Annotated in this window: 18 protein-coding genes; 9 read left to right on the plus strand and 9 right to left on the minus strand. The window is 69.5% G+C overall.

The annotated features are described in order from the left end of the window. Positions 1–143: 143 nt before the first annotated feature. Entirely contained in the window at positions 144–752 is a 609-nt protein-coding gene (locus IG62_RS0103155) for a TetR/AcrR family transcriptional regulator (protein ID WP_030797254.1), read from the minus strand. A gap of 104 nt (positions 753–856) precedes the next feature. On the opposite strand from IG62_RS0103155, the gene IG62_RS0103160 reads away from it, so the two are divergent. Beyond that, entirely contained in the window at positions 857–1,801 is a 945-nt protein-coding gene (locus IG62_RS0103160) for a beta-ketoacyl-ACP synthase III (RefSeq protein WP_030797257.1), read from the plus strand. A 92-nt stretch (positions 1,802–1,893) separates the two neighbouring features. Next, positions 1,894–2,616 carry a hypothetical protein gene (locus IG62_RS0103165; RefSeq protein ID WP_030797260.1) on the plus strand — a complete coding sequence of 241 codons (723 nt, stop codon included), beginning with the start codon at positions 1,894–1,896 and terminating at the stop codon, positions 2,614–2,616. Between the two features lie 180 nt (positions 2,617–2,796). Here the strand turns inward: IG62_RS0103165 and IG62_RS0103170 are convergent, their stop codons facing one another. Next, the gene (locus IG62_RS0103170) at positions 2,797–3,681 is read right to left on the minus strand and encodes a LysR family transcriptional regulator (protein WP_078871781.1); all 885 of its coding nucleotides are present in this window, start codon (positions 3,679–3,681) and stop codon (positions 2,797–2,799) included. A 128-nt stretch (positions 3,682–3,809) separates the two neighbouring features. Between IG62_RS0103170 and IG62_RS0103175 the strand changes: the two genes are divergently transcribed. Beyond that, complete coding sequence (locus IG62_RS0103175) at positions 3,810–4,211, plus strand: carboxymuconolactone decarboxylase family protein (protein WP_030797265.1); 402 nt, start codon at positions 3,810–3,812, stop codon at positions 4,209–4,211. Positions 4,212–4,713: 502 nt separating this feature from the next. Here the strand turns inward: IG62_RS0103175 and IG62_RS0103185 are convergent. The 3 genes from IG62_RS0103185 to IG62_RS0103195 all read right to left on the minus strand — a co-directional run bounded on the left by IG62_RS0103185 (position 4,714) and on the right by IG62_RS0103195 (position 7,987). Continuing rightward, positions 4,714–5,229, minus strand: coding sequence for a lamin tail domain-containing protein (locus IG62_RS0103185; RefSeq protein WP_030797266.1), 516 nt, complete (start codon positions 5,227–5,229; stop codon positions 4,714–4,716). 346 nt (positions 5,230–5,575) lie between these two features. Further along, on the minus strand, positions 5,576–6,973 hold the full coding sequence (locus tag IG62_RS0103190; protein WP_030797268.1) for an FAD-binding oxidoreductase: 1,398 nt from the start codon (positions 6,971–6,973) through the stop codon (positions 5,576–5,578). Between the two features lie 36 nt (positions 6,974–7,009). After that, positions 7,010–7,987, minus strand: a complete 978-nt coding sequence (locus IG62_RS0103195; RefSeq protein ID WP_234326222.1) for an antibiotic biosynthesis monooxygenase — start codon at positions 7,985–7,987, stop codon at positions 7,010–7,012. A gap of 99 nt (positions 7,988–8,086) precedes the next feature. Between IG62_RS0103195 and IG62_RS0103200 the strand changes: the two genes are divergently transcribed. Continuing rightward, the gene (locus tag IG62_RS0103200; RefSeq protein ID WP_030797273.1) at positions 8,087–8,653 is read left to right on the plus strand and encodes a nucleoside deaminase; all 567 of its coding nucleotides are present in this window, start codon (positions 8,087–8,089) and stop codon (positions 8,651–8,653) included. A gap of 71 nt (positions 8,654–8,724) precedes the next feature. Here IG62_RS0103200 and IG62_RS0103205 read toward each other — a convergent pair whose 3' ends face one another. Continuing rightward, positions 8,725–9,672: a quinone oxidoreductase family protein gene (locus IG62_RS0103205; protein WP_030797275.1), complete on the minus strand. Its 948-nt coding sequence runs from the start codon at positions 9,670–9,672 to the stop codon at positions 8,725–8,727. A gap of 89 nt (positions 9,673–9,761) precedes the next feature. Between IG62_RS0103205 and IG62_RS0103210 the strand changes: the two genes are divergently transcribed. After that, complete coding sequence (locus IG62_RS0103210) at positions 9,762–10,217, plus strand: MarR family winged helix-turn-helix transcriptional regulator (protein ID WP_030797277.1); 456 nt, start codon at positions 9,762–9,764, stop codon at positions 10,215–10,217. A gap of 340 nt (positions 10,218–10,557) precedes the next feature. Beyond that, entirely contained in the window at positions 10,558–11,739 is a 1,182-nt protein-coding gene (locus tag IG62_RS0103215; RefSeq protein WP_234326223.1) for an acyltransferase family protein, read from the plus strand. A gap of 37 nt (positions 11,740–11,776) precedes the next feature. Here IG62_RS0103215 and IG62_RS0103220 read toward each other — a convergent pair whose 3' ends face one another. Continuing rightward, positions 11,777–12,223, minus strand: coding sequence for an RICIN domain-containing protein (locus IG62_RS0103220; RefSeq protein ID WP_030797281.1), 447 nt, complete (start codon positions 12,221–12,223; stop codon positions 11,777–11,779). A 465-nt stretch (positions 12,224–12,688) separates the two neighbouring features. Here IG62_RS0103220 and IG62_RS0103225 point away from each other — a divergent pair, with 465 nt between their 5' ends. The 3 genes from IG62_RS0103225 to IG62_RS0103235 all read left to right on the plus strand — a co-directional run bounded on the left by IG62_RS0103225 (position 12,689) and on the right by IG62_RS0103235 (position 15,408). Further along, positions 12,689–14,578, plus strand: coding sequence for an ABC transporter ATP-binding protein (locus IG62_RS0103225; protein ID WP_199812400.1), 1,890 nt, complete (start codon positions 12,689–12,691; stop codon positions 14,576–14,578). Positions 14,579–14,725: 147 nt separating this feature from the next. Beyond that, positions 14,726–14,854 (plus strand): hypothetical protein, encoded by a 129-nt coding sequence (locus IG62_RS49445; protein ID WP_267887850.1) that lies wholly within the window; start codon positions 14,726–14,728, stop codon positions 14,852–14,854. Continuing rightward, complete coding sequence (locus IG62_RS0103235; RefSeq protein ID WP_030797284.1) at positions 14,851–15,408, plus strand: GNAT family N-acetyltransferase; 558 nt, start codon at positions 14,851–14,853, stop codon at positions 15,406–15,408. The genes IG62_RS49445 and IG62_RS0103235 overlap by 4 nt, the downstream gene beginning before the upstream one ends. An 11-nt stretch (positions 15,409–15,419) precedes the next feature. Here IG62_RS0103235 and IG62_RS0103240 read toward each other — a convergent pair whose 3' ends face one another. Both IG62_RS0103240 and IG62_RS0103245 read right to left on the minus strand, forming a co-directional pair. Further along, the gene (locus IG62_RS0103240) at positions 15,420–16,412 is read right to left on the minus strand and encodes an Acg family FMN-binding oxidoreductase (RefSeq protein ID WP_030797286.1); all 993 of its coding nucleotides are present in this window, start codon (positions 16,410–16,412) and stop codon (positions 15,420–15,422) included. A gap of 194 nt (positions 16,413–16,606) precedes the next feature. Continuing rightward, positions 16,607–17,068, minus strand: a complete 462-nt coding sequence (locus IG62_RS0103245) for a Crp/Fnr family transcriptional regulator (RefSeq protein WP_030797288.1) — start codon at positions 17,066–17,068, stop codon at positions 16,607–16,609. Between the last annotated feature and the right edge of the window lie 275 nt (positions 17,069–17,343).

Below are 17,343 nucleotides of genomic sequence, written 5' to 3' on the forward strand. Positions count from 1 at the left end.
TGGCGGCCGCCCCGGTGGGCACAGAGGATCGTTTCATTTTGCACGAGCGGTGTGAACGGGCGTCAGGTCCACCTGGTGAGCGTCTGAGCCGTCTCGACGGTCGCGCCGCCCCGGGCCGCGCCCCCCACAGTCTTGCCTGGACCCTACGGCTGGTCGAGGAGCCGGTTCACGGCCCGGCGGGTGCGGGCGGCAGCCGTGGGATCGGCGAAGAGCTGGATTTCCTGGTTGAGGGCCAGGTAGAGAGCCACCATCTCGTACACGACCTGATCCGGGTCGGTGTCCGCCGGCAGATCGCCCGCCGCGACAGCCGTGCGCACCTCGGCGGCGAGGCGGTGGCGCCAGACCCGCAACAGGCGGGCCACGGCGTCGCGGACGGGGCCGCCCCGGGCATCGAATTCGGTGGAGGCGGTGGTGAAGAAACAACCGCCGGGAAAGATGTCGCGCCCGGTCTCCAGGTAGGCGATCCAGGTGTCACGGAGCGCCCGCAGGCGGGGCAGACCCGGCTTCTCGTGCGCTACGGGCTCCCAGACCAACCGCGAGAAGGCCGCCGCGGCCCCTTGCAGGGTCGCGAGCTGGAGCGCCTCCTTGGTGCCGAAGTGCCCGAGTACGCCGGCCTTGCTCATCTTGAGGTCGGCGGCGAGACGCCCGATGGTGAGCCCTTCGAGGCCCTCGACCGAGGCGAGCGCAATGCCGCGCTCCACGATGCGCTCCCGAGTCCTGCGGGCTTCGATGCGGGAGTTGCGAGGGCTCATGGCGTCGAGTGTACCGAGCCGCCCAACCTTTAGCTTCCGACCGATCGGTTGTTATATTTCGGAGTCCCGTCGCCGAGCCGAGGAGATCACCTGTGCGTTCCACCGTGCCGGGAAGCCGCATCACCGCCATGGGCCACTACCAGCCGACGCGCGTCCTGACCAACGACGACCTGTCCGCCCTGGTCGACACCAGCGACGAGTGGATCCGGCGCCGTACCGGCATCGCCACCCGCCGAATCGCCGCCTCGGACGAATCAGTCACCGACATGGCCGCGACGGCCGCCGGCAAGGCGCTGGCCGCGTCCGGGCTGGAGCCCTCCGACATCGGCCTGATCACGGTGGCGACATGCACCGCGATCGACCGCTGCCCCTCCATCGCCGCCCAGGTCGCGGCACGTCTGGGCCTGCCTTCCCCGGTGGCCTTCGACCTCAACAACGGTTGCGCGGGCTTCTGCACCGCGCTCGCCTGCGCCGACCACACGATCCGCGCGGGCGCCGCCCGGCATGCCCTGGTCATCGGCGCCGAGAAGATGTCCGACGTCACCGACTGGACCGACCGCCGCACGTGTGTCCTGCTTGGCGACGGGGCGGGCGCCGCCGTGCTCAGCGCCGCCGACACCGCCGGAATCGGCCCGGTCGTCTGGGGCTCCGACCCCACCCGAGGCGATGCGGTCCGCCTCGTCGACGACTGGCACCCCCACTTCGCCCAGGAAGGCCAGACGGTCTTCCGCTGGGCCACCGGCGAACTCCCCGCCATCGCCCGGGAAGCCTGTACACGCGCCGGCCTGGCCCTGACCGATCTGGCGGGTGTCGTCACCCACCAGGCCAATCTGCGCATCATCGACGCCGTCCTACGCCAACTCGACCTCCCCGAGAGCACGGTGGTCGCCCACGACGTCGTCGAGTCCGGCAACACCTCCGCCGCGTCCGTCCCGCTCGCCCTGTCCAAGCTCACCGAACGCGGCGAGCTCTCCCCTGGTGCCCCGTTCCTGCTGCTGGCCTTCGGCGGCGGTCTGTCCTGGGCCGGGCAGGTCGTCACGTGCCCCTGAATCCGAGCACCGCGGCTACGGCACAGGACTGCAGGTTGCACCATCCAGGGCCGGGTGGAGCAGCCGGCCAGGAGATGCGGTGAGATGGGGCCATGACGAGGACTGACGCAATCGTGGTACCGGGCCTGTACGTTGGCTATCCCGGGGTGGCCTTCGGCGGCTATGTCGCCGGCCTGCTGGCGGAGCGATCCGAGGCGAAGACGGTACGGGTGGACTTCCGTGGGCCGGTGCCGACGGAGGCGCCCGTGCGGATCGCCGAAACCGCGGGAGGAGGCGTGGAGCTCGGCGAGAACGAGCGGCCCCTCGCCACTGCGCGCCCCGCCGAGCTGCTCCTTGACACGCCGGCCGCGCCGTCCTGGGACGAGGCGGTTGCCGCGGCCGAGAGGTTCCGGGCGGCGCCGCCGTCGGGGGTGGTCGACTGCTTCGGCTGCGGTCTGCGTCCCGCTGACCGCGGCCTGCGGATGCACCTCACGCCGGTGCCGGGTCGCGACCTTGTGGCCTCTGCCTGGGTCCCGTCCCCCGTTTTCGCCGGCCCCGACGGCCTCCTCCCGACCCGACTGGTCTGGGGCGCCCTGGACTGCCCGGGAAACTGGGCGGGCCGCCTGCTCGGCACCCAGCGTCCGGGCGCGGTCACCGCGGTCCTCACGGGGACCGTTCTGCGGCCGGTCACCGCAGGTGAGCCGTACATGGCGTACGCGTGGCTGCTGTCCGAGTCCGGCCGCAAGCACATGACGGGCGTGGCGCTCGCCACGGCGGAGGGTGAACTGTGCGCCTTTTCCGAGGCGCTGTGGATCGATCCCCGGCCGGCGCCCTGAACGAAGGCGCCGTCGACGGCGTACGGGGCCGGCAGCGCGCTCGCCGCGCGCCGCCGATCACCCTGCCTACCGGCCACGACGTCGTCCTGGATCACGGGCTGCGGCTCCGACCGGACCGGGAGGCGTGGACGCCGACCGTTGAGGCCGCGGGCCGGGAAGGACGCCATGGGAAGGTCGATCTCATCCGCCGATGGCATCCGTGAGGACGGTACGGATCCGTTCGATGAGGGGGTTGGTGTCCTCGGCCCGCCACACCAGGTGCAAGGTGGTCGAGGTCTCGGCCAGTGGCCGCGGGGTCACTCCGATGCGGCGCAGCGCGCGGTGCGAATCGGCGAGCACCGCTGCTCCGAACTTGGCCGCGACCAGGGCCAGGAGTGTCTGCACACTACGGCCTTCCGCCCCGATCTGCGGCACGATACCGGCGCCGTGGCAGAGAGCGATGATCTCGTCGTAGGACCGAGGTGAAACGTCCCGCGGCCAGATGACCAGGGGGATCTGGCCCAGTGCGGTGAGCGGGGCAGGTTCGGACGGGTAGGCCAGCGGGTGGCCGGCGGGCAGGAACAGCGTCAGCGGTTCACGCCACCACTCCTGGGTGGCCAGCCGGGCATCGCGCACCGGAAGGCGCTGGACCGCGAGGTCGTAACGCCCCTCCAGAACACCGGTCGACATTTCGGCATCGTTGAAGCTTTCCTCCAACTGCAGCTGCACTCGCGGGAGTTCACGTCGTACGCGACCCAGCGCGGCGCCGAGCGGTCCGTTGATGCCCGAACCTGCGAAGGTCACGACCAGTCGCCCGGTCATGCCCTGTGCGGCCAGCCGCACGTCCTTCAGGGCGGCCTCCGCCTCGGCGAGCACAGTGGCCGCACGCCGCACCAGAACCTGGCCGGCCTGCGTCGGCGTCAGCCCACGCCCCTGCCTGACGAACAGCTTGATACCCAACTGCCGTTCCATCTCGCTCAGTTGACGACTGAGGGTGGGCTGCGTCAGATGCAGTCGCCGGGCCGCACCGCTGATGCTGCCCTCTTCCGCGATCGCCACTGCGTAGCCGAGTAGCCTTAGCTCCATCCATACCTCCCAGGCATGGAAAGTATAGGCAATAATGCCCGTGGAGCAGATTTGGTCCCGGCTCAGGCCAGGCTGGACACAGCGCACCGGACGGAACCGGAACGCACACCTGGCTCTGAGGAGAAACCATGAACCGCGAGGACCGCTACGGATACGGCATGAAGGTGCTGGAGCAGGTTGACGGCGAAGCGGGACAGCGAATCGTCGACTCCCTCGCAGACACCTCACCGGAGTTGAGCCACCAGGTGGTGGCATGGGCCTTCGGCGACATGTACTCCCGTCCCGAACTGCCCCCTCGGGAGCGCCAGTTGGTCACCTTGGGCGTGCTCACCGCGCTCGGTGGCTGCGAAATCGAGCTGGAGGTGCACATCAACGCGGCACTCAATGTCGGCCTGACTGCCACCGAGGTCTCCGAGGCGATCCTGCACTCGGCCGTCTACTGCGGCATGCCGCGGTCGATCAACGCCACCCTCGTCGCCAAGAAGGTCTTCGCCGAGCGCGACCTGCTCCCTCTCACCAACCTCAGCTGACCCGTCCCGAGCCTCGCGGCCAGCAAAAAGGTCTCTTCCCCTGGCGGGGAAGAGACCTTCGCTGGAGCGCCCGGCAGGCCTTGCACCTGCATCTCCCACCGGTTGGTGGACGTCTTTCCTTGGACCACAGACGCGCGACTCCCACCCGCGGGCCGGAGCGACGTCATGATCATACTGGATCGGCGGACGCTTGGTCCACGCCGTCCAGAGGCGAGCTGTTCCATGCCCGCAAGGCGTCGCACTCGCGGACCTTCGCGCTTCCTGCCGGCCCTGATCCGATCCGCTCGAACACCCCTGGTGTCGCGAAGAGCTCCCACTGAACTCACGTGCATCAGCGTTGAGTTGTTCCTCAGGCGCGTCATTGTCGCCGAGCTCTTCGGCACGCCCCTTGGCTCAGCCGAGGGTGTTGTCCACATGGTGATGCGCCGCAGGACCGGACCCCTGCGGCGCATGGTGGAGAGTGCCGGTGAGTAACGTCAGCTCTCACCGGCAGTGGGGCTTGTTAACGGTGGCCCCAGTGGCCGTGGTGACCCCAGTGGCCGTGGTGACCCCAGGACCGGGAGTCGACGATGCGGCGGTGGTCGTTGCGCAGGGTTGCGGTGTCGGAGTAGTTGTCCCAGAAGTAGTCGTGGCGGTCCTGGAACAGGTCGGTGCGGTTGTCGCGGCCGATGCCGGTGTGGACGCGGACCTGGCTGTGTCCGGCCAGACGGACGTTGCCGAAGCGGTAGCTGTGTCCGGTCTTGTCGGAGAGGGTCCAGCCCTTGATGATCACCGGCCAGCGGCCGGTGTTGCGGAGGGTGACCCATTCGGCGTTCAGGCTCCGGTTGGAGCCGTCATCGCGGCCGGGGCTGTCGTACTGGATCGGCCCGAGCACCACCGCGGAGCGCACCCGGTGGTGCCAGCCCGGGGCGTGGTGGCCGCGGTGGTGGTCGGCCGCGGCGGCGGGCAGCGCGGCGGTGGCAGCCAGAGCCGCAGCCCCCGCTACGGCAACGGCGACGCGCGAAGCGTGACGGAACACGAAATCCCCTCCTGAGGCACCCCGATGCAGGTGCCGGACAGAAACCGGAAACCCGGCCGGTTTGACCGGGCCCCCACACAGTGACCCCACGTCATGCCTTGCCGGAAGAATTCGGGTTTCGTGTTACAAAACACAGACATTTACACAACCTCTCCACGCCAGGCGCACACTCCCCCGCCCTCGCCCACGCCAACGCGACGCCCCCTACACCCATCCAGACGCCCCAAGGGGTTACCCGCGGCAACACCTGCCACCGGACTCCGGACGCGAGCCGGCTCAGCCACCGCGGGGGCTGGTGCTGCTGACAGTTCGCGCTCCCCGGATGGGCGCCCGCACACCGGGCCGCTCAGGGGCCGAGGTAGGAGTGGAAGAGGTTTTCCGGGTCCCAACGGGCTTTGATCTCGGCGAGGCGGTCCCAGGCGGCCGGTGTGTACGAGGCCCCGGCGCGCGCGCCGCCGGCCTCCAGATCGGCCTCCGCGATGTAGTGCCGGCCGACGCCGCGCGGGTCCACCGCGGCCATCGCCTGCCGAAGCCAGCGACCGTTCGCCGCGTCGTCGGCCGGATCGTCCCAGATCGCGTAGCAGACCAGGTAGGAGGCGCCGAGCGGGGCGAAGGCCATGGTGCTCAGCAGCGCCGGGTCGTCGGAGACCGGTTGCACGGGCGCGAGCACCAGCGACTTGCCCGAGGGCGCGGTGGCCATCGAATCCACCAGGCGGGTCAGTTGGGTGCGGTAGCTCTCCGGGGCCCACAGGGTGTCAGCGCCGTAACGGTGGCCCGGTGGCCAGACCGCGCTCGCGCCCTCGTGCAGGGCGGCGTACGAGGTCGGTGCGGGCGGCTCCCCAGCGACTTCGAGCTCGCCGAAGGGGCAGTCGGCGAAAGGTCTGAGGGCTTGCCGGGCCGCCTCGGGGGAGGGTGCGAAGGCTGTGGCGGCAACCGTGATGCGGGGCCCCGCGGGTACCGATGCCGTCGCCGGACCGGACGCCGCGAGCACGAAAGCGGTCTCCACGTACGGAGGCAGCCCGCGCGCGATCGGCTCCGCCCACTCCGTGACCCGGGCGGTGTCGGCCAGCGGGAAGGTGCGGCTGGTCGTCATGATCGACCCGGGGTGGGGGTGCAGGGCGAGCCGGAAGCGGGTGACGATGCCGCAGAAGCCCGGTCCGGCGCCGCGCGCGGCCCAGAAGAGGTCGGGGTGCCGGCTCTCGCTGCAGTCGACGGTCCGTCCGTCGGCGGTGACCACCCGGACCTCCTGGACGTCGGCGCAGGACACGCCCCAGGCCCGGGAGTTCCAGCCCAGGCCGCCGCTGAGCAGGAACCCGCCCACCGCGACGGTGGGGCAGTGGCCGACCGGGAAGGCCAGTTGGTGTGGGGTGAGGGCGGCGACCAGCTGCTCGCCGGTGACGGCGGGCCCGACGACGGCCGTCGGAGGGCCAGGGCCGTCGGCCGGGGTCAGGGTGCACTCGCGCAGTCGGGAGAGGTCGAGCAGCAGCCCGTCGTCGCGGAGCGGGGCGCCGGACCAGTTGTGCCCGCCGGAACGGGTGGAGAGGCGCAGCCCGTGGTCGCGGGCGTAGGCGACGGCCCGTACGACGTCGCTCTCCGTGGCGGCCCGCACGATGACGCCGGGGAACCGCGCCGGTGTGACACGGTTCCAGACCACGTCGGCCCGGGCGTCCTCGTATCCGGCATCACCGCGGCGGATCAGCCTCCCGTCGAGGTCCGGCGCGAACACCGGTGTCCGTCGGCCCATGTCGCCTCCTCGATGCGCAGCGGACCGTCAGGGACGTCAGTGGGTGATCAGGGCGAAGACGGCGAGGGACACGAGGTAGCAGAGCGCCACGGCAGCGATGCCCGCCAGCTGTGACCGGCGGCCGAGTGTCCGGCCGGGCGCCAGCCAGAACCCGAGAGCCCTGTTCACCAGGGGCATCAGAAGCCAGGTCAGGGCACTGACGCTGAGGATGTTCGAGATGAACATCGCAAGGTAGAGAGGGAATTTGACGCTGTTCAGTGCGTCTCCGAGGGTCAGTGTGAGCACCATGACGGTCGGATAGAGCGCCAGGAGCACGGTCATCGCCTGTTTCCAGTTGGGCGGCGCGCCCTCACCGTTGCCGTGGCCGAACCTGAACCAGCCGCTGAACGCCGAGCTGACCTTGCGCACGTCATAGGCGGTGAAGTAGTTGCGCCCCTCCTCGAGGAGCGCGGCGCGCACATCCGATTCGAGCCAGTCGTCGAGGTGCTCGCGGGAGTCGAACCGGAAGACGACCACCCAGTGTTGCTGAACGCCCTCGACCGGCTTGAAGAGTTCGGAGCCCATGAATCCCGGCGCCTTCTCCTGGGCCTTGAGCGTCTTCTCCTGCCATTTGAGGAAGCCTTGTTCGCGTCCTGGTTTCACGTCGTGGGAAATGACGGCCGTGACGACCTTCGGCGTCACCTGGGCCGGGCTGCCGCCGCGCAGCACCTCTTGGGTCGGAGGCCCTTCGAAGAGTCCGTGCGCTTCCTTGAGCAGCTCCGCCCGCCGGTCGGAATCCAGCCAGGCTGTCAGGTGGTCCACTCCGGAAAAGCGGAATACAGTGACCCATTCGTTTGCACCGTCGGCACCGGGTGGGTATACCTCGGCGCCCACGAAACCCTCGAATTCGCGGGCCGCATGGTTGGTTCTGTCCTGCCAGAGCCGGTACTCATCGGCCCGGCCTTCGCGGACCTTCTGCGAGGTCACCACGGTGGCAATGTCGGCCGCGGAGTCACGGCTTGCACGGGCACTCACCTTGAGTAGCCTAGTACATAACGCAATTAGACGGCAAATGGGGCATTTAATTCCGGTTCTCGGAAAGGCCGATTGGCCGACGTCGAGGGAGACTCCGCTATGGAACACAAAGAGCTCATGGCCGAGGCAGTACGACTCGCCACAGAGTCCGTCGAAAAGGGCTGGGGCGGCCCCTTCGGGGCAGTGCTCACACGCGATGGCGAGATCATCGCCCGCGGGCAGAACCGCGTGCTGCTGACCGGCGATCCCACCGCCCATGCCGAGGTGGAGACCATCCGGAAGGCCGTGCAAACGCTCAACCCCGAGGCGCCGTCCATCTCCCCGGACCATCAGAACGAGGCCACGCTGGAGTACGTCCCACGCCCCGAGGGATCGCCGGACCCCGTCCCCGAACGCGCCCGTATGCTGCAGGGCTGCTCGATCTACATCAGCGGCGCCCCCTGCCCGATGTGCATGAGCGCCATCTACTGGTCGCGGATCGACGAGGTCTACTTCGGTTGCGATCTGGAGGAAACCCGGAAAATCGGCTTCGATGACTCGTTCCAGTACGAGGACTTCACCAAACCGCTCGACCAGCGCCGGATCAAGATCAAGCAGATCTACCCCGAGCTGGGTTCCAAGGCCTACGCGGCATGGACGAACCGGCAGGAGCGGCATTCGTACTAGGAGGGGCCGCTCTCCCGGACTCCTGTCCTTGCGCGGCGTTCAGTACCTTCCGCAAGCGTCGGCCGCCGTGGTCACCGGACGCGGATGACGCTCTTTCCACGGGTGGCACCGGTGGCCAGGTTCGCGATCGCGGTCTCCACGTCGGCGAGCTCGTGTTCGGCGGTGATGTCGATGCGCACCGAGCCGTCGGCCACCAGCGCCAGCGCTCCGGCGGCACTGCCGGCCAGCCGGGCCGGGTGGGTGCGGCTCAGCAGGTTGCTGTTGTACGTCATCACTGACTGCCCGTTCATGAGCAGATCGTTCGTCGAGATGTCGACCGGGTCGAAGGTGGCGATGTTGCCGTAGACCACGAGCCGGCCGTGTGGCGCCAGGAGCGCCAGGTTCGCGGTGCGGGTGGTACCCCCGACGGGGTCGAGGACGGCGTCGAAGGTCTCCTCCCCGAGCGCCCGGGGGAACTCCTCACGTGTCAGCACCCGGTGACAGCCGAACTGGCGCGCATAGTCGGCCCGATCGGCGTCGCCCGCCACGCCGATGACGCGCGTCGCTCCCGCCGCGACGGCGAACTGGGCTGCCAGGGTGCCGACTCCGCCGGATGCCGCGTGGATCAGCACGCTGTCGCCGGGGCCGATTCCGGCGACGGTGTTGATCAGGTCGTACGCGGTCGGGGCGATCCAACCGAACCCGCCCGCGGTACGGACATCGACGCTCTCCGCGGTGATCGCCAGCGCGGACGGCGCGAGGACGACCTCGGCGTAGCCGCCCCCACCCACCAGCGCGACGACCTGTTCCCCCACCCGGTCCTCCGCCACCCCCTCGCCGACCGCCGTGATCCGACCCGCGACCTCGAAGCCGGGCACGAACGGCCGCGGGATGGGGAAGTGCCCCTCACGCACCAGCACATCGCCCCACTGAACGCCCGCGTAGGCGACCTGCACAGCCACCTCACCCGGCCCGGGAACCGGGTCGGGGACCTCGGTCAGACGGAAGCGATGGTCGGCCTCCAGGACAACAGCCTTCATCGAGCTTCAACCCCCTGCGTTGACTCAGTAACCTGACACTGCCGAACCTATGAGTCTCAGGTAGCTGAGTCAAGTAAGGGAGTTGAGAGATGTCCGAGGTGCCTGTCGAGGAGTACCTGTGCACCCGCCTTCGCCGTGCGGAACAGGCGCTGATGGCACACCACGAGGCGGTGCTGCGTACCTATGGACTCACCATGACCCAGTACACGGTGCTCCTGACCCTCTCCCGCGGGGACGGCCGGTCCGGCGCTCAACTCGCCCGGGCCTGCGGCGTCTCCCAGCAGAGCATGGCGACCGTCCTGAACGGCATGCAGGCCAAGGAACTCATCAGCCGCAAAGCCTCCGCGACCCACGCGAAGGTCATGATCGCCACCCTCACCCACACCGGGCGAGACCTGCTCGACCGGGCGTACCAGGAGGTCATCGTGCTGGAACGCGCCCTGACCGACCGCTTCAGCACCGACGAACACCGCCAATTCTGCGAGTTCCTCGACCGCGCCACCGCCACCCTCATCGAGCAGACCCCCAACGCCCCGGCACGCTGAACGGCGACGCCGACCGGGAGATCGGCAGCGTGTGGTCCGGCGTGTCGGGAGGGAGAAAAGCGGTGCACCGACTGAACCGAAGAGCGAGGCCGGCCATCTTCCTGCACGATAGCCGGAAACCAACCCCCCACCAGTTCATGTGCCGCTGTGCGCTGCGCCACCCCTGCCGCGGCGGCATCCCCGATGTTCGCAAGGATCGAAGAGACAATTCCTCACTCGCCCACGGGGAGCGAGGACGACGCCCGACACTCCAGGAAGAATGAGGAATCGCGGTATGCGCTTGGTCGCGCCTGACGGTCCGGCACCTTCGGAATCGGCACTCGGGCGCCCCAGACTCTATGTGCTCGACGGGCTGCGGTTCGTGGCAGCGCTGATGGTCCTCGGCTACCACTACCTCACCCTTCGCGACGGGTGGGGCGACGATCCGCAGGCGTTCTCACCGGAGCTCTATCACGTGGCGCAGTTCGGCTGGCTGGGTGTCGAAGTCTTCTTCCTGATCAGCGGATTCGTCATCTGCATGAGCGCGTGGGGACGCACCCTCGGCGATTTCGTGAAGTCGCGCGTTTCGCGCCTTTATCCCGCTTACTGGGTCGCCGTTCTCCTGACGGCTTCCGTCCTGACGCTGTGGCCCCGCGTACGCAGTGCGGACAGTCTGGAGACGGTGCTGACCAACCTCACCATGTTGCAGCAAGGCGTGGGGGTGTCCGATCTCGACGACGTCTACTGGTCGTTGTTCATCGAGCTGAAGTTCTACCTGCTCTTCGCGCTCGTCGTCTACAAGGGCGTCACCTACCGCAGATGCGTACTGTTCTGCGGCCTGTGGACGGTGGCCGGTGTGGTCGCCTACAAGGCCGACACCAGCTTCCTTTCGGTGTGGGCCATCGCACCGTACTCCCCCTATTTCATCGCGGGAATCGCCTTCTACCTGATGCACCGCTTCCGGCCCACCATGCTGCTGTGGGCAATCGTCGCGGTGGAATTCCTGCTGGCCCAGCACTACGTCAAGGGCCGCGTGGTGATGAACCTCGGGGACAAGGCCGCGACCGCGCACGACTGGCCGGCACGCATCGGAGTGCTGTTGGCTTTCCTCCTCATGGCGGCCATCGCACTGGGGCTGTTCGACGGAGTGCGGTGGCGCTGGCTGAGCCGGGCCGGCTCGTTGACGTACCCGCTGTATCTGCTGCACATGTACATCGGTTTCACGCTCATCGCCCTCCTGCGGCACCGTCTGCCGGCACCCGTGCTGCTCATGTCGATCATCGCCCTCATGCTGGTGCTCTCGTACGCCGTCAACCGGTGGGTGGAGCGTTCCGTGGGTGCCTGGTTGCGCGACGGGATCGACAAGGGGTTGCAGGAGATGCGCCGCGGATCCCGGGCGGCTCCGCCGCGACCTGGGGCGCGGCGCGCGGGCCGGCAAGGTGTCGCCCGCACCGCGGAGGACGAAGGGAAGAAGAGCCTCGCCTGCGCCGAGCAGGTGGACCGCACGGAGAAGGAGAGTGACCGGGTGGGGACACTCTCCTGACGGCGGACCAGCTCCGCTTTCCCCTCTTCCGGGAGGTCTATCGGAGCGTCCAGCGTTGGGATTTGCCGCCGGTGCACGGCGCGGTGGAGACGCGGTCGTTGGCCATCCGTGCGAGGCACTTGTGGCTGACGCTGTTCCTGATCAGCACGGGTTCCGTTTCGTCGATTTGCCACTGTGCTGCCTGGTCAGCAGCGGCACAGGGCTTCATGGTCAGTCGGTCGTTGCGCAGCGTGAGGCACAGCTTGGTTGCCACCTGCCGCAACGCGGTGTACTCGTAGTCATCGTCCCAGTGCCACCTTTGGTAGTCGGTGCGGTTGCAGTTGAAGACGTAAGGACCGTAGTCGGCCCGGAAGTCCAGGCACGGCTTGTCCGTGGCTTGATTCCTGAAACCGGTGGTGCGTGGGATCGCGTTCGCCGGTGTGCTGCTCAGGCCCACCACGAGAGCGATGCCCGCCCCCACGGCGGCCAGCCTCTTCAAGAGCATGAGTTCCCCCTCTGCTCGACGCGTCGGCGAGATGCTAGCGGGATCCGTTCTCGATGAGTCCGGAACGGGCACACCTCCACATCCCTCCCCCAATCACCCCGGAAGCCCCCGTACCGGAACCATCAACGGCGCCGGCCGGAGCGCTCCTCCCGGCCGGGAGGGAGGGTATCCGGCCGGCCGTGGGCGCTTCCGTGCGCGCTCATCGCCTCGCCGGCGCACCCCGGCGCGAAGAGGCTGCGAGGACGTGCCACATCCCATCCGTCACTCGCCTCACGGTCCTCGGTGTTTCGGCCACTCCCCGTCCCCACCGCAGCGGCCGTAGCGCCGCGCTCGGGGTGTCAACTCCTTGCGTTTCCAGGGTCTCAGGCAGTCCGGAATCGAGCGCGTTCGATTCCGTCGGCCCGTCGTTATGCCGTGCACCGCCGAGCCATCCAGACGCGGCGCCCGCCCCCAGGGAGGATGCAGATGACTGTGACCGACGCCTCGACCGCCCACGCGGAGAATCCGCCCCCTCCCCCGCCGGCCACCCTCACCTTCGAAGGCAAAAACGGCAAGAATCCCCTGGCGGAAGCCAGCTTCGCAGCCATGTGCCGGCGCCTGCCCGCTGTGCTCGGTCACGCCGCGCGGATGGCCTGGTCCGTCGACAAGCCCGCTGTCGCACTGTTGCTGGTCTGCCAGCTCCTCACGGGCGCCTCGGCCGCCCTGGTCCTCGCGTTCACCGCGAAGGCCATGACCCACCTCCTCGGACCGGGCACGGTGTCCCCGCGTCTGCACGCCGCGCTGCCCGCCCTGATCGTGGTGGCAGCCGCCGCGGGCGTGGGCCGCATCAGCAGCGCCCTGTCGTCCTACGCCGACGGACGCATCACCCCTCTGCTGATGACCGAGGCGGACGTCGCGCTGGTGTCCGCCGTGTGCCGGGTCGAGGCGTCCGCCTACGGGGAGAGCGGGTTCGCCGATCGGCAGGAAGCCGCCGAAGTCGGCGTCACGCGCACCCGGATGATGGTGCAGGACGCCCAGCGCTTCATGGCCTCCCTGATCCGCATGATCGCAGCGAGCAGCGTCATCACCGCCCTGCACTGGATGATGCTCCCGCTGCTCCTGCTCGCCGTCATCCCCGCCGGCGCCGGCGCGGTGCTCTGCGCGCGCGTCGACTACGAGACCCATTACGCCAACGTGGGCGACCGCAACGTCCGCGGCATGATGCGCTGGTGGGCCACCTACTCCCGGCACGGTGACGAAGTCCGCGCCAACGGCATGACCGGCTACCTCACCTTCTGGTACCGCGCCCTTTCCGAGCGCATCGACAAACGGACCCTGAGCGCCGCGCCCCGCATGCTGCGCATCGTCCTCGTGACCAGTGCGGTCGGGGGAGGGTTCCTCCTGGCCACCTGGGCGACCCTGGCCTGGCTGGCCACCACCGGCCGGGTGGCCCTGCCCGTCGCGGCCACCGCCGTCGTCGCCGTGCAAACGACACTGGCCGCGCTTTCCCAATTCGTCATCTACGGCGCCGCGTTGTTCCACACCTCCCTGTACCTCGCCGACATGCGCGGTTTCCTCGACATGGCCGCCGAGCGTGCGCCGAAGCGTGGCGAGCTGACCATCCCCGACCGTGTGGAGGAGATCCGCCTCGACGAGGTGGTGTACCGGTACCCCGGCAAGGACGAGCCGGCGGTCAACGGGGTGTCCCTCACTCTGCGCCGCGGCGAGATCCTGGCCATCGTCGGCGAGAACGGTTCGGGCAAGTCCACGCTGGCCAAACTCATCACCGGAATCCTCCTCGCCGACAAGGGCAGCGTGGTGTGGGACGGCATCGACCTGGCCCACGCGCACCCGGACGCCGTGTGGAAACGCACCGCACTGGTCCCGCAGAACTTCGCCTGCTGGCCACTGCGGACACGGGAGAACATCACCCTCGGGCAGCCCAAGACATGGGACGACGAGGCGGTGTGGGAGGCCGTGGACGCGGTAGGGATGCGCGAGGCGATCGAGAAGCTGCCCCGACAGCTCGACACCCTGCTCGCTCGGGAACTCTTCGGTGGGGTGGAGCTGTCCGGAGGTCAGTGGCAGCGCCTGGTGTGCGGACGCGCTCTCTACCGGCGCACGCCCCTGTTGATCCTGGATGAACCGACCTCGCAGATGGACCCGCGCGGCGAACACCAGATCTTCCTGGAGGTCAAGCGCATTGCCGCCGAGCGCATGACGATCGTCGTCACCCATCAGCTGGAGAACACCCGGCTGGCGGACCGCATCCTCGTGATGCGCGACGGACGGGTCATCGAGCAGGGCGGATACGACGAACTGGTCCACGCCGGTGGGTTGTTCGCCGAGCTCGTCGCGCTGGCCAAGGACCGCTAGCGGCCGCCGTGCCGGACGGACTGCCCTGCCGTGGCGCCGTGCTGACGACCTGTGGATCGAGCCCGCGAGGACGTACCTTCGGGGACGATTGATCCACAGGTCACCGAGCGAGGCCGACGTTGCCGCGTCGGCCGGGAAGGCAGGTCCGTGCTCACGATGGTCCATGCCGGCAGAACCGCGAGCGGCGGCTCGCCGCTGATCGACGAGTCCGTCCGGGAGGGCGCCCGCTGCGAACCGGGCCATTTCGTCGGGGTCCTGGAGGCGGTCGCGGCATGAGCACCCTCGCGGCCCGAGCCCTCCGCACCGCGCGGCTGGACCTGCTGCCCCTTCGCGTCGAGCACGCCGAAGAGATGGCGGCGGTACTGTCCGATCCGGTACTGCACACCTTCATCGGCGGCACCCCGGCCACCCCACAAGCCCTGCGCTCGCGCTACCGGCGCATGACCGTGGGCTCACCCGATCCGGGCGTCGCCTGGCTGAACTGGGTGATCCGGCTGCGTGACGAGGACTGCCTGACGGGCACGGTCCAGGCGACGGTCGGCCCCTCCGGCCACGGCTCCCTCGCCGAGCTCGCCTGGGTGGTGGGGACCCCGTGGCAGGGAAGAGGCATCGCCACCGAAGCAGCCCGAGGACTCGTCGACTGGCTCGGCCAACAGCCCGTGCAGGCCGTCATCGCCCACATCCACCCCGAACACCAGGCATCAGCTGCCGTCGCCACCGCCGCCGGGCTCATGCCCACCGATGAATGGCACGAGGGCGAGATCCGATGGCGCCGGCCGGGCTGGCGGGCGATAACGCGTACCCCGGGGGCCCGTCCAACGCAACGGTGAGGCAGCCTCGTTCACGGTGCGATCGTCAGTACCTGGTCCACCGGGCGTCGCGGTGTCCGGGGCCCCAGCGGGCCGTAGCCCAGGCGGAGGAGCATCTGGACGTACCCGGAGCCCGAGACCGGGTCGCGCAGGATCCATCGCAGGTCGGGCCATTCGACGGGCTGTGTCGCGAACGAACCGGCAACTCCCTCCGAGGTGGCCACGAGCAGTACGCGTTCGAGTGCCTGGCCGGCGCGCAGCCAGTCGGCGGGGCCGTCTCCGGCGGTGCTGAGCGAGGCCAGTTGGGGGTTCTTCTCGAAGGCGGCGTCGCCACGGTCGGGTACGGCGTGCCGGCCGGCGAAGTCCCGGACGGGAGTGTCGCCGGCGCGTTTGCGGGGGCCGAAGGCGTAGGCCGGGATGCCGTCGTCGGCGGACGGTCCGGGACCGGTATCGCGGGTCCAGCCGTGTTGTTCGGCGTCCCGGGCGTCGTCCATGCGGTTGTAGCCCTCGGCGTGCTTGATGAGGTCCAGTACGGTCTCCCGGTGCGCGGCGGTAAGGAAGCTCAGCTGTGCGCCTTCCCGGGCCGCGGCCTCGATCAGGGCGGTGCGGACGGTCTCCGGGATCTGCCGCTCGGTGAACGGGTAGCGGCTGGTGTGGCGTTCGCGGATCGCCGGGTGGAGGGCGGGGAGGGCTTCGTCGGCGTGGCCGTGCGGGTCGTCCAGGCGCACCGTCGCCAGCAGTGCCGGGCTGTCCGGGTCGGGCAGCAGCGTGGTCCAGGTGCGGTGGCCGGCATGGGCCGCAGCCACCCGCAGGTTCAGCAGCGCCGCTCCGCAGCCCAGGTGCATGCCGCGGGCCGTCGGATCGGCCTCGGGTATCGCGCGGTCCGGGTCGGTGGAGAGGGTGAACGTGCGGCTGTGGCGGGTGTAGCGGAAGCGCCACGGCTGTGCGTTGTGCATGGACGGCGCGGTGACCGCGTCGGCGACCAGGCTTTTGACCAGGGGGTCGTCGAGGATCTTGGTGAACACCGGGTGCCTCCCGAACCGGCGAGCGGTGGGTCGCTGAACCTCTCCAGCGTCGCCGGTGCGCCCGGGTTCGCGTCAGGGGCCGTAGGGCCCTGTCCGTGGGCCACCCGGGCCCTTTCGGGCCTGCCGGCCACCGCTCGGAGGCCGATCCGCTCATCCCCCGGCGCGTCTGGACCGTACGGCCGAGACGAAACCGCTCAGGGCGGGGCCGGCCTGGTGGTGGCCCCCGGCGCGCACATGTCGGCCAGCCGGTGCCGGGTGGCCTGGAGGCGGCGGGCGAGCACGCCGAGGACCCGGCGGGTCACTGCCAGACCGAGATCCCGGTCCGCCTCGCACAGCGCACGCACTGCCGTGGCGTCGAACTCGTAGGCGCGTACCGGGGTGGCGGCCTCCGCGCCCATGCGCCAGGTGTACGGCGGGACCAGCCATGACCAGCCGACCAGGTCGCCGTGCCCGAGCATGTCGACGACCGTCGGTGGGCCGGGCGCGATGTGGACGTCCAGGTTCACCGAGCCGGTGCGGATGATCCAGAACCGGTCGGCGAGCCCGTGCTCGTCAAAGATCCGCTGCCCTGCAGGGAACGACACTTCGTGGGCGAAGCGCATCAGGCGTTCCCGCCCTTCGGCCGGCAGCGCTGTGAGCAGTGGCTCCGTGGTCATGACGGTTGCTCCCGGTTTCCGGCCGGCGGCGTGCGGGCCGGCCTTCCGCAAGTCGGTCAACCTTCAGCGTGCGCACGCGGACGGTGCTGCGGGCAGGGGCTGTTCGGCGCGGGCCGGTGGGCCGAACAGCCCAGTTCGCGACGCCCTTGGACGCGCGGTGACGGACCGCCGACCGGGAGCCAGGCACGCACCGCCACCCGGCCCCCACCCGGCCCCCGTCCGGGCCCACTCGGCCCATGGGCTCCGTTCCGGGCTGCGGCGATGCTGGAACGAGG

Origin of the sequence: Streptomyces sp. NRRL S-337 (genome assembly GCF_000720175.1) — a bacterium.
Classification (GTDB): domain Bacteria; phylum Actinomycetota; class Actinomycetes; order Streptomycetales; family Streptomycetaceae; genus Streptomyces; species Streptomyces siderophoricus.